Genomic DNA, 12,491 nt, shown 5'->3' on the forward strand with positions numbered 1-12,491 from the left:
ACTTAAAAGATTAAGCCGGAATGTCACGCACTGAAGCATTACGAATCGCTTCTTTTAATGCTTCATAGCCACGAATTGGCGGGAATTGCGGAAATTCCGCAATGACATTTTCAGGTGCATCAAACAGGAAACCAGCATCTGCTTCGCCCAGCATGGTTGTATCGTTATAAGAATCCCCTGCTGCAATGACACGGAAGTTCAAACCATGTAACGCTTTCACTGCTTGACGTTTTTGATCTGGCTGACGCAATTTATAAGCAGAGATCATGCCTGCTTCATCCGTTTCTAATTTATGGCAAAAAATAGTCGGCCAATCCAGTTGCTTCATGAGTGGATGTGCAAATTCATAGAAAGTATCTGAAAGAATAATCAATTGAAAATGCGTACTGACCCATTTTACAAATTCTTTTGCTCCTGGGAAAGGCCCCATTTCTGCAATCACTTCCTGAATATCGTTCAAGCCCAAACCGTGCTGTTTTAAAATATTCAGACGTTGGGTCATCAGTACATCATAGTCAGGAATGTCACGAGTCGTCGCTTCAAGCTCTTTAATACCGGTTTTTTTGGCAAAGTTAATCCAGATTTCTGGAACCAACACGCCTTCTAAATCTAGACATACGACTTCCATGAACATTCCCTCTAAGTTGTATTGAAAAAATTTTGCACTATCATAGCTGAAGCAACAGATTTTGTACTGTACTTTTTTAAATCTATTTTTTTCATAAGTATTTATTTTTTAGTGATAAGTCAATTAAATCAATTCTATTAAAATAGAGGTGAAATTAATTAATATAGGCCATGTCCTTTCCAAGCCTATATCGCCAGGATTCTCATGACCATCATTCCTACTATTGATCGTATTGATGCACTTGCATCTGAATATGCAGATAAATCGCCCAATGAAATTTTGGCACTTGCACTGAGCCAGCAAGGTGAAATTGCGATTTCATTTTCTGGTGCTGAAGATATTGTATTGATTGATATGGCATCGCATCTCGGTAAACCGTTCCGGGTATTCAGTCTGGATACTGGCCGTCTACATGCAGAGACGTATCAGTTTATTGAACGGGTACGTAAGCATTACAACATCGAGATTGAAATCTGCTTCCCTGAAACGGATGCAGTACAAAATTTAGTGACCACCAAAGGTTTATTCAGTTTCTTTGAAGATGGCCATCAGGAATGTTGCGGTATACGCAAGGTTCAACCGCTACGTAAAAAACTGGCGACGCTGGATGGCTGGATTACTGGTCAGCGCAAAGACCAAAGTCCGGGTACACGCAATGAAATTCCTGTGGTTCAGGCAGATCCAGGTTTTTCCGGTCCGGGTAAGCAGCTGATCAAATACAATCCTCTGGCCAACTGGTCCAGTGCAGATGTCTGGAGTTATATCCGCATGATGGAAGTGCCTTATAATGCGCTGCATGAAAAAGGTTTTGTTTCAATCGGCTGTGAACCCTGTACCCGCCCTGTCCTGCCGAATCAGCATGAACGTGAAGGCCGCTGGTGGTGGGAAGAAGCCACGCATAAAGAATGTGGTCTGCATGCCGGCAACTTGCAAAAATGATCTAGCATAACCATCGACTCGTCGGTGGTTTTTTCATAAACCAATCATCTACAGAAAAATCAGTACCTTTCCGTGGCAAAATCGCTATACTTTGTAATGTCAATATTAATAATTCTAACAAGGTTGTTCGGATCAGAGCAGCTGAAGAAAGTGCAGTGAGGCAATCTACGCTATGCGTCCATTACATCCAATTGATTTTATTTTCTTAACTTTAGAGAAACGGCAGCAGCCTATGCATGTAGGTGGGCTATTTTTATTCCAAATTCCCGAAAATGCACCAGCTTCCTTTATTCAGGATCTCGTCACTGATATTCAAAACTCCAAATCATCGCCGATTCCACCTTTTAATAATTATTTAAACGGCCTGTTTTGGGATGAAGACCAAGAATTTGATTTAGATCACCATTTTCGTCATATTGCCCTGCCGAAACCGGGTCGTATCCGTGAATTGCTCACTTATATTTCACAAGAACATAGTGCGCTGATTGATCGTGCCAAGCCTTTATGGACCTGTCATATTATTGAAGGGATTGAAGGTAATCGTTTTGCCATGTATTTCAAGATCCATCATGCGATGGTGGACGGAATCGCCGGCATGCGTCTGGTCGAAAAATCGCTGTCGCATGATCCGAATGCCAAGAGTATTGTACCGCCTTGGTGTGTGGAAGGGCCACGCGCCAAACGCCTTAAAGCACCTAAAGTCAATGCTTTTAAAAATGTCCTGCAAACCATTAAAGGCCAACTAGAATGCGCACCACGCGTCGCTTATGAGCTGTCTCAGACCGTCATGAAGGATATGGGGCGCAATCCGGATTATGTGTCCAGTTTTCAGGCACCAAGTTGTATTCTGAACCAACGTGTCAGTGCTTCGCGTCGTTTTGCGGCACAATCCTTTGAATTTTCACGTTTACGGCATATTTCTAAAGCATTGGGCGTCACGATTAATGACATGGTACTGGCCATCTGTTCAGGTGCACTACGTGAATATTTACTATCACAAAACGCTTTACCGAAAAAACCATTAATTGCTATGGTTCCGGCCTCGGTTCGAAGTGATGATTCGGATGTTTCCAATCGCATTACCATGATTCTGGCCAATCTGGGCACCCATAAAGAAGATCCTCTGGAACGTCTCAAAATTGTACGTGGCAGTGTACTGAGTGCCAAGGAACGTTTTAAACGCATGAATGCCAATCAGATTTTAAATTATAGTGCCTTTGTCTATGGTGCAGCCGGTCTGAACATTGCATCGGGTTTAATGCCGACGCGCCAGGCATTTAATGTGATTATTTCCAATGTACCCGGCCCTCAGGAACCGCTATATTGGAATGGTGCACGTCTCGAAGCGCTTTATCCAGCCTCAATTGTACTAGATGGGCAGGCTTTAAACATTACCATGACCAGCTATCTGGACAAACTGGAAGTCGGCTTAACCGCATGCCGTAATGCCCTGCCGAAAATGCAGAATCTGCTGACGCATCTTGAAGAAGAAATCCAGCGTTTTGAACGAATTGTAGATGGTGAACCTGTCCCAAAGTTACAGGCGGTGAGCTAGCCGCAGATCAATAAATAGAATATATAAACTGAAAAAAGTGTTGATCATTTTTGCCAGTCCTAGCGCACATAATTAAGGGGCTCATAGAGCCCCTTGGTTTTATTTTTTAACATCGTTTTAAATTTATTTTATATTTTTGGGATGATGCATCCATTTTTGATTGCCTAGAATTTATTTCAATCTGCACAAGATTCTGTATCGGTAGCATCAGCTTTTGATCGTACGACACTGTTGTAATAATTGATGGCAGGCATTGCGAATCATGCTGGCGGTAATCTGGACTTCATTACCGCGCTCATCAACAATATATCCTGCATGTACAGTCTTTGGTTCTAATACGTGTTTTAGGCCTTTATTAATTACTGCTTTACTCATATTCATAACACACTCCTTTTGCTAAGCCTGAAACTGGGAGAAACGGCTTTGGCTAATTCATGCATCTAGTATTGTAAATAACAGCACCAATGTAAAATTTCAGATGTAACAAGTGTTTAACGATATTCTGTTACAATTTCAGCTGAGAATGATATCGTATTGCTCTTGCGTATACAGATTTTCTACTTGGAACTTAATCACGCGATTAATGAAATGCTCTAGATCAGCGACTGCTGGGGCCTCTACTGTTAGTAAACGATCAATTACAGCGGGATGCGCGACAACAGTAAAGCCACTCTGCGACTCATAAGCACGTGCATAACGCAGAATTTCTCTGAATATTTCGTAACATACTGACTCGGCTGTTTTGACATAACCACGTCCCTGACAAGTCGGACAGGATTCACAGAGTAAATGTTCCAGTGACTCACGGGTGCGTTTCCGGGTCATTTCCACCAGACCCAGTTCAGATACCTGAGTAATCTTGGTTTTAGCATGGTCACGTTCCAACATGCGCTCAAACTGTTTCATCACTTCTTCACGATGCTGCGCTTCCTGCATATCAATGAAATCAATGATGATAATTCCACCCAGATTACGCAGACGCAACTGACGTGCAATGACCTGAGTCGCTTCCATATTGGTTTTAAAAACAGTGTCTTCCAGTGAGCGACCACCAACATAAGAACCGGTATTGACGTCAATGGTGGCCATGGCTTCGGTCTGATCAATCATCAGATAACCGCCCGATTTCAATGCGACACGAGTTTGCAACGCCTTTTGCAGATCTTCTTCAACATTATATAAGTCAAAAATTGGACGCTCGCCCGGGTAGTGCAGTAAGCGGTCTCGCATATTCGGCACAAATTCTTCGACAAACTCTTGCAGCTTGGCGTGAATTTCACGTGAATCGACGTAGATTTTTGCAGTTTCTTCATTGGCCAGATCACGAATGATCCGTTGTGGTAAAGGCAATTCTTCAAAAATCAGGGAGGGAACTGCAATAATCTTCTGCTTACGCTGGATATATTCCCAAAGCTTGGCCAGATAAGCCATATCTTGGGCAATGGCTGCTTCTTCAATACCTTCAGCAGCGGTACGTACAATCACTGAGCCTGGCAGCTTATGCTCGGCCTGAATCCGCTCAATAATCGAACGTAAACGATTGCGCTCTTCCTCAGATTCAATTCGCTGCGACACCCCAATATGATTGCCATAAGGCATCAGCACCAGATAACGCGAAGGAATAGACAGATCCGTGGAAAGACGAGCACCTTTGGTGCCCAGCATATCTTTCATCACCTGAACCGTGAGGATTTGACCGGGCTGAAGCAGTTCAAAGACATTTGGGGTGGGCTGCTGGCGCGGCCAGACCATATCATTGATATGCAAAAATGCCGTTCTGGACAGACCAATATCCACAAACGCAGCCTGCATACCCGGCAAGACCCGTACCACTTTGCCTTTATAGACATTACCGACCAAGCCACGCTTGGCTGTACGCTCGACAAACAGTTCATTGACCGTGCCGTTTTCAATCAACGCGACCCGACATTCCATCGGCGTGACGTTAATCAATAACTCGTCAGACATAATTACACTCAAAACATTATAAAAATTCTTTTTATCAGCAGTTAATTTAGTGCCTTAACTGTCTGTAATAACTGTACGGTTTCATAGAGCGGCAAGCCGACCACATTGGAATAGCTGCCTTGTATTTTTGGAATATAACGTGCTGCAATTCCTTGAATCGCATAAGCCCCGGCTTTCCCCAGCGGCTCACCTGTGGCCCAGTAACTTTCCATGTCTGCGGCACTCAGGATTTGAAATTCGACCTGCGTACGTACCACTATACTGTATTTTTCATCTTTTGTACGAACACAGACACCGCTATAGACATCATGCCACCGACCGGAGATTTTTGTCCACATTTCAATGGCATGTTGCTTGGATTCTGGTTTACCCAAAATCTCACTATCGACCCCCAGACTGGTATCCGCAGCAATGATGATTGCATCTGGATAACGCTCGGCCACTGCATCAGCCTTGGCTCGTGCCAGACGTTCAACATAAGCCGCGACGGATTCACCTTCACGCACAGATTCATCGATATCCGGACTGTAGATATCAAAGCTCAGTCCGAGCTGCTGTAATAACTCACAACGCCGAGGTGAGCTGGAAGCGAGAATTATATGCGCCATTTTTTCAACATATAATAGAGGACAGGCCAAACCAGAATACTGGTCAGCATTGGAATCCAGTGCCGGGCAAAAGAAAATTGCACGCCTGCCACAATCTGGGCAAAAAAGATCATCAGCAAATGCGCAACAATTGCCAGCCCCGTAATCACCCAGAGATTATTAAAGGTCAGGATACGGCGTTCACGAGTCAGGAATCGGGCTAAAAAGGCAATAATAATAAAGCTGAGGGCATTCAGACCTAAAGGTGCGTCCAGCAGCAAATCAATAAAAATACCGGTACCAAAGGCAAACCAGATCCCACACCAGGTCGGCTGACACAACACCCAGAATAGCATCACCATCAGCATGAACAGCGGACGCCAGCCCGAGAGGGTATAAGAAAGTGGATAGACCATCAAAATCGAAGCCACGATCACCGAAATGACGATGGCAAATAAGGGATCACGATGCTTTCTGGATTTCATCTTAGCGATTGACATGCGGTTGCTCCATCGCCAATGAATCGGAAAATAACACCACCACATGATGACCACCGGCCAGCTGCGCGGCTGGCGTTACATCAATCTGGGCAAATTCACCTGAATTATGTCGTTGTACTTTGGACACCTGCCCCACCAGATAACCTGCCGGAAAATGTTGGCCCAAGCCGGAACTATAGACTTTTTCCCCGACCTTGATATTGGCACTGGTCGGTACATATTCCATTTTCAAACGTCCCAGATCACCCGTCCCCGAGACAATGGCACGCATTCCGGTATGTTCCAGACGCACTGACAATGAATGTTCTTTATCAGACAACAGCATGACCCGGCTACTATGCGGATAGACATTAATAATCTGTCCCATAATCCCCTTGTCATCCAGTACCGTTTGCCCGACTTTCAGCTCGTTATTTGAACCCCGGTTGATCACAATGATATGTCTTAAAGGATCGGCATCGGTGCCAATCACTTCCGCAATTTCAATACGCCCGTCAATGATCAGTGGTGTATCGAGCAGACCGCGCAAACGGGTATTTTCAGCAGAAAGTTCAGAGATTTTTTGTAAGCGAACTTGCGCCTGCAACAACTCAGCCTGCATCGCGGTATTTTCCCGACGCAACTGAACTTCAGACTTGGTTTGTTGATTCAACCACTCTCGCGACAATACCGGATAACTGGCCACAGCATAAATAGGATTATAGGCCGCGTACAGGACATCCCTTGCAGGTTGTACAACATGTGGCATGCGCCAATCAAAGAAAAGCACCACCAAGCATGTTACCAATGCAATGATAAAAGAGCGAAAAGATGGCGGTTGTCGAGAAAACAGATGTGCTTGCACCCGCCGAATCCTTTTCTTAGCCTACGAATAACATGTCATGATTTGGATTGTCGAAAAATTCGAGTACCTTGCCACCACCACGGGTTACACATGAGAGTGGATCTTCTGCCACCACAACCGGCAGGCCGGTTTCTTTGGCCAGCAGCTTGTCTAGATTACGCAGCAATGCACCACCACCGGTTAACACGATACCGCGTTCAGCAATATCCGAAGAAAGCTCAGGAGGTGTGTGTTCTAGTGCTGATTTCACCGCAGACACAATGTTTTGCAAAGGATCTGAAATGGCTTGAGTCACTTCGTCTGAGTTAACCACAATCGCACGTGGTACACCTTCTGCAAGATTACGGCCACGAACTTCAATTTCAAGCGGTTTAGCACCTTCATCTGGCAAGGCCATGCCCACTTCTTTTTTGATCACTTCTGCCGTGGTTTCACCAATCACACAGCCATGCGCCTTACGCACATAGTTAATGATCTGCTCATCAAAGACATCACCGCCAATCCGTAAAGAATCTGCATAGACACAACCCTGCAGGGAAATGATCGCAATTTCAGTGGTACCACCACCGACATCGACCACCATTGAACCACAGGCCTGCTCAACTGGCATACCTGCACCAATGGCCGCTGCCATCGGTTCTTCGATTAAACGGACATCACGTGCACCAGCATTAAATACCGCTTCACGAATAGCACGACGTTCAACCAGCGTCGATTTACATGGTACACACACCACCACACGCGGTGCCGGAGTAAACAGACGGTTTTCATGTACTTTGCGAATGAACTGATTCAGCATGGTTTCAGTGACTTCAAAATCCGCAATCACCCCATCTTTCATGGGGCGGATTGCTGAGATATTGGCTGGGGTACGACCTAGCATTTGTTTCGCTTCAAGACCTACAGCGGCAACAATTTTATGTGAACCACTATGACGGATAGCTACAACCGTGGGTTCATTTAATATAATGCCTCGTCCTGGCGCATAAATAAGTGTATTTGCAGTACCTAAATCAATGGCAAGATCTGGCGAAAACAAGCCTATTAGTCGTTTTAGAATCACGGGGACGTTCTCAATTAAACTTTATATGGACGCAAGGTGGCAACTTTAACTAAATGTGATGATTTGGACAAGTCAATCGCTTATCATAACGCATGATAATTTGAATTTTTTTAATACTGATTAGGTAATATTATGTCTACATCGGATGCACAGCATTCTGCAGATTTAAGTGCAGAAACAGTTTCAGCCATTGCCCACCTTGCAAGGTTATCTCTCAATGATACGCAATCTGCTGAATATGCTCAAAGTTTAAATAAGATTTTAGGCATGATGGACACATTGAAAGGCATCAATACCGACGGAATTGAACCGCTGAAGAGCCCTTTCGACCATCCTCAGCCACTACGTGAAGATGTGGTCTCAGAAAGCAATCATCGCGAGCAATACCAAGCAGTTGCACCTGCTGTTCAGGATGGTCTATACCTCGTACCGCGCGTGATTGAGTAATTACTACCCAGTTCATTCTTTTTATTAAATTAAACGTAAAGAATTATTTCTCATGACAGATTTACATCGCTTATCCATTCGTGAACTCAGTGAAGGTCTGGCAAATGCCCAGTTTTCATCTCGCGAATTGACTGAACATTACTTAAAGCGTATTGCAAAAATTGATGCTCAAGTAAAATCATATGTAACCGTTACGCCTGAATTGGCATTGGCAGAAGCTGATGCGGCTGACACACTGCGTAAGGCAGGTGGTGCAAATGTGTTAACAGGCGTACCAATCGCGCATAAAGACATTTTCTGTACTCAAGGCATCAAAACCACTGCCGGTTCTAAAATACTGGACAATTTTATCTCTCCTTATGACGCCACCGTTGTCGCGAAAGGCAAAGCTTCGGGCCTGGTGACTTTGGGTAAATTGAACATGGACGAATTCGCCATGGGTTCGACCTCTGAAAACTCATATTACGGCGCAACGGCTAACCCTTGGAATTTAGACCATGTCCCTGGCGGTTCTTCAGGTGGTTCAGCAGCAGCTGTTGCAGCGGATCTGGCACCCTTTGCTACCGGTACTGACACCGGTGGCTCTATTCGTCAACCTGCGTCATTCTGTGGCCTGACAGGACTTAAACCGACCTATGGCCGTGTGTCGCGCTTCGGTATGATTGCCTATGCATCATCTTTAGACCAAGGCGGCCCGATGGCACGCTCGGCGGAAGACTGTGCCTACCTGATGAACGTGATGGCCGGTCATGATGCCAAAGATTCAACATCGATGAATCAAACCGTAGATAACTATGTGGCGAACCTGAATGATACATCCGTCAAAGGTTTACGCATTGGTATTCCAAAACAGTACTTTAATGTTGCCGGCCTAGCTGAAGATGTTAAAGCACGTGTCGAAGAATCATTGAAAAAGTTAGAAGACCTGGGCGCTACGCTGGTTGAGATCGACCTCAACATGACCGAAAGCTACGTTCCGACTTACTACCTGATCGCACCTGCTGAAGCATCCTCTAACTTACAACGCTTTGACGGTGTGCGTTATGGCTACCGCTGTGAAAATCCAGTGGACTTGATGGACTTGTACAAACGTTCACGTTCAGAAGGTTTTGGTGCAGAAGTGCAACGTCGTATCCTGATTGGCACATATGCGTTATCCGCGGGTTACTACGATGCATATTATGTGAAAGCACAAAAAGTACGTCGCCTGATCCAGCAAGATTTCCTTAAAGCCTTTGAATCTGTCGATGTGATTGCTGCGCCATCTGCGCCAACGACTGCCTATAAAATTGGTGCGGATTTGACTCCGGTTGAAATGTACCTGGGCGATATTTATACACTTGCAGTGAACCTGGCAGGTCTTCCTGCGATTAACGCGCCTGTTGGTTTTGACCAGAACAACTTGCCAGTTGGCTTACAGTTGATTGGGAATTACTGGTCAGAATCGCAATTATTGTCTGTGGTACACCAGTATCAGCAAGCAACTGATTGGCATACACAACGCGCGGCAATTGCTGAGGAGAATGCATAATGGCTCAAGCTCAAAACAATTCTACAAAAGCGGCTAAACCAAAATCTAACCTGATTGAGGGTTGGGAAGTCGTTATTGGTATCGAGATTCACACTCAGCTTGCCACCAATACCAAAATTTTCTCAGGTTCATCGACTGTTTTCGGTAATGATCCAAACACCCAAGCCAGCCTGGTTGATTTGGCCATGCCGGGCGTATTGCCGGTATTGAATAAAGAAGTGGTGGATCTTGCGATTCGCTTTGGTTTGGGTATCGATGCCTATATTGATCAGGCCTCCGTATTTGCGCGTAAAAACTATTTCTACCCGGATTCGCCAAAAGGCTACCAGATTAGCCAGATGGACAATCCGATTGTGGGCTTGGGTCATATCGACATCCAGCTTGAAGATGGCACGGTTAAACGGATTGGCGTAACCCGTGCGCACCTTGAGGAAGATGCGGGTAAATCGATTCATGACCAGTTTGAAGGCATGTCCGGTATCGACTTGAACCGTGCCGGTACGCCACTGCTTGAAATCGTTTCTGAACCAGATATGCGTTCGGTTGAAGAAGCGGTTGCTTATATTAAAGCGATTCATACGCTGGTGCGCTGGTTAGGCATTTCTGACGGCAACATGGCGGAAGGTTCGTTCCGTTGTGACTGTAACGTGTCTTTACGTCGTCCGGGTCAACCCTTCGGTACGCGTTGCGAATTGAAAAACCTCAACTCATTCCGTTTCATTGAACAGGCGATCAATGTTGAAATTGAACGTCAAATGGAAATTCTGGAATGGGACGGCACCATTGATCAGGAAACGCGTTTATTCGATCCTGTGAAGATGGAAACGCGTTCAATGCGTTCAAAAGAAGAAGCCAACGATTACCGTTACTTCCCTGACCCTGACTTGTTGCCTGTGGTGATTGCGGATGAACAAATCGAAGCAATCAAAGCCACCATGCCTGAGCTGCCTGCGGCACGTCGTGCGCGTTTTGTGGCGGACTTTGGCGTGACTGAGTACGATGCTCACGTTCTAACGCTTACTCGTGAAATGTCAGAGTTTTATGAAGAAGTCGTGAAAGCTGCTGGCGGCGCTGCACAAGGTAAGATTGCTGCAAACTGGGTGATGGGCGAATTCTCAGGGGCGCTCAACAAAGCAGGCCTAGATCTTCAAGATTCTCCTGTTTCTGCGGAGAAACTGGGCGGCATGATCGCACGTATTGTCGATAACACCATTAGCGGTAAGATCGCGAAACAAGTGTTCGGCTTTATGTGGGAAGAAGGCAAAACTGCGGACGAGATTATTGCTGAAAAAGGCTTGAAACAGGAAACTGATACAGGCGCGATTGAAGCAATTATTAAGGAAGTGCTTGCCGCCAACGAGAAGATGGTTGAAGAGTACAAATCTGGTAAAGAAAAAGCTTTCAACGGTCTGGTTGGTCAAGTGATGAAAGCGTCTAAGGGTAAAGCCAACCCTGCGCAAGTGAATGAGTTGATGAAGAAATTGATTGGTTGATCTGATCTTTCTTTAAAAGAAAACCCGCTTTAGAGCGGGTTTTCTTTTTATTTATCACTTATAATTAAGGTAATAATTTTTTCGAGAACTAAAATAATGCAAAGAGGTATTATTATTCCTCCAGCCTTAATGAAATGTGATGTAGAAAAAAATAGTGTCTTTATTGAAAGGTCATATAACACTCAAGAATTACAATACTTTTCTTTGTATTGGGACAAAATAGCGATACCTGAACAACGAGCTATAAAATTAGGACTTCCTTTCGAACAGGATTATGTTGAAGCAGGGATTTTAGAGCTTGTTAAGTCCCCATTTAACTCAGGCGAAATGGCAAATATACTTCAAAAATCTCATACATATGTGGCTAATATAAAACTTCAAGATCCTGAAAATGATTGGACTCTCGTAAATATGCTCGACTCCAAAGACAATGATCCAATTCAATATAGTAATAAAGATGTTTTAAAAGTTGAGCTAAGAAAATTATTACCTGTTCCGCGAAAAGATATAGCTATTCACGATTTATTAGATTTCAAAACACAAAGAAATGCTGAATTGATAGCATTACATAATTCTTTAGATGAGATATATGAAAAAATATTAAATAGCGAAGATAAAGACTTAAGAAGGAAAAAAGAATTTTATGATCTAAAAGTAGCAATTCATAACTTAGACAGAACTCTCACTGAACGTTTTCGCTTTACCTCTCGAGTCGATCATTCAGTAAGTTTAGAATTTAATGAAAGTGTATTAGCTGAAATGATAAAAACTGGGATTATTGATATTGCTTCAACTACATTTCCTGTTTTAACTATTGCTAATACATTAAGATCAATGCTCAAGTTTAAATTTTCAAAAGAATGGACTTTAAAATCTGCTGAAGGCAATTTAAAACTCGATTACTTAGTTAGAGCTAAGCAAAATAATATTATTTGA

At 44.1% G+C, this 12,491-nt stretch carries 13 protein-coding genes; 6 read left to right on the plus strand and 7 right to left on the minus strand.

Annotation, left to right across the window (positions count from 1 at the left end):
• Nucleotides 1-10: 10 nt before the first annotated feature.
• Nucleotides 11-628 carry a bifunctional phosphoserine phosphatase/homoserine phosphotransferase ThrH gene (gene thrH, locus FTV29_RS05745; RefSeq protein ID WP_159138439.1) on the minus strand — a complete coding sequence of 206 codons (618 nt, stop codon included), beginning with the start codon at nucleotides 626-628 and terminating at the stop codon, nucleotides 11-13.
• Nucleotides 629-832: 204 nt separating this feature from the next.
• On the opposite strand from thrH, the gene FTV29_RS05750 reads away from it, so the two are divergent.
• A complete protein-coding gene (locus FTV29_RS05750; protein WP_159138440.1) occupies nucleotides 833-1,567 on the plus strand; it encodes a phosphoadenylyl-sulfate reductase in 735 nt (244 codons plus the stop codon).
• 172 nt (nucleotides 1,568-1,739) lie between these two features.
• On the plus strand, nucleotides 1,740-3,122 hold the full coding sequence (locus FTV29_RS05755; protein ID WP_005096186.1) for a wax ester/triacylglycerol synthase family O-acyltransferase: 1,383 nt from the start codon (nucleotides 1,740-1,742) through the stop codon (nucleotides 3,120-3,122).
• Nucleotides 3,123-3,329: 207 nt separating this feature from the next.
• Here FTV29_RS05755 and FTV29_RS05760 read toward each other — a convergent pair whose 3' ends face one another.
• The 6 genes from FTV29_RS05760 to FTV29_RS05785 form a co-directional block, all read right to left on the minus strand.
• A complete protein-coding gene (locus FTV29_RS05760; RefSeq protein WP_005096185.1) occupies nucleotides 3,330-3,503 on the minus strand; it encodes a PA1571 family protein in 174 nt (57 codons plus the stop codon).
• Nucleotides 3,504-3,635: 132 nt separating this feature from the next.
• Nucleotides 3,636-5,090, minus strand: a complete 1,455-nt coding sequence (rng, locus tag FTV29_RS05765) for a ribonuclease G (protein ID WP_005096179.1) — start codon at nucleotides 5,088-5,090, stop codon at nucleotides 3,636-3,638.
• 41 nt (nucleotides 5,091-5,131) lie between these two features.
• Nucleotides 5,132-5,698 (minus strand): Maf-like protein, encoded by a 567-nt coding sequence (locus FTV29_RS05770; protein ID WP_005096178.1) that lies wholly within the window; start codon nucleotides 5,696-5,698, stop codon nucleotides 5,132-5,134.
• Nucleotides 5,686-6,177 (minus strand): rod shape-determining protein MreD, encoded by a 492-nt coding sequence (gene mreD / locus FTV29_RS05775; protein ID WP_005096176.1) that lies wholly within the window; start codon nucleotides 6,175-6,177, stop codon nucleotides 5,686-5,688. The genes FTV29_RS05770 and mreD overlap by 13 nt, the downstream gene beginning before the upstream one ends.
• Entirely contained in the window at nucleotides 6,164-7,021 is an 858-nt protein-coding gene (gene mreC / locus FTV29_RS05780) for a rod shape-determining protein MreC (protein WP_005096172.1), read from the minus strand. Before mreC ends, mreD begins: the two co-directional genes overlap by 14 nt.
• A gap of 16 nt (nucleotides 7,022-7,037) precedes the next feature.
• Nucleotides 7,038-8,084, minus strand: a complete 1,047-nt coding sequence (locus FTV29_RS05785; RefSeq protein ID WP_004279360.1) for a rod shape-determining protein — start codon at nucleotides 8,082-8,084, stop codon at nucleotides 7,038-7,040.
• 132 nt (nucleotides 8,085-8,216) lie between these two features.
• On the opposite strand from FTV29_RS05785, the gene gatC reads away from it, so the two are divergent.
• The 4 genes from gatC to FTV29_RS05805 all read left to right on the plus strand — a co-directional run bounded on the left by gatC (nucleotide 8,217) and on the right by FTV29_RS05805 (nucleotide 12,491).
• The gene (gene gatC / locus FTV29_RS05790; RefSeq protein ID WP_005096170.1) at nucleotides 8,217-8,531 is read left to right on the plus strand and encodes an Asp-tRNA(Asn)/Glu-tRNA(Gln) amidotransferase subunit GatC; all 315 of its coding nucleotides are present in this window, start codon (nucleotides 8,217-8,219) and stop codon (nucleotides 8,529-8,531) included.
• A gap of 52 nt (nucleotides 8,532-8,583) precedes the next feature.
• Nucleotides 8,584-10,062, plus strand: coding sequence for an Asp-tRNA(Asn)/Glu-tRNA(Gln) amidotransferase subunit GatA (gatA, locus tag FTV29_RS05795; protein WP_159138441.1), 1,479 nt, complete (start codon nucleotides 8,584-8,586; stop codon nucleotides 10,060-10,062).
• Nucleotides 10,062-11,555: an Asp-tRNA(Asn)/Glu-tRNA(Gln) amidotransferase subunit GatB gene (gene gatB / locus FTV29_RS05800; protein WP_159138442.1), complete on the plus strand. Its 1,494-nt coding sequence runs from the start codon at nucleotides 10,062-10,064 to the stop codon at nucleotides 11,553-11,555. Before gatA ends, gatB begins: the two co-directional genes overlap by 1 nt.
• Nucleotides 11,556-11,651: 96 nt before the next feature.
• Nucleotides 11,652-12,491, plus strand: coding sequence for a DUF6236 family protein (locus FTV29_RS05805; RefSeq protein WP_100357576.1), 840 nt, complete (start codon nucleotides 11,652-11,654; stop codon nucleotides 12,489-12,491).

The organism is Acinetobacter sp. YH12254 (assembly GCF_013417415.1).
GTDB classification, from domain to species: domain Bacteria; phylum Pseudomonadota; class Gammaproteobacteria; order Pseudomonadales; family Moraxellaceae; genus Acinetobacter; species Acinetobacter pseudolwoffii.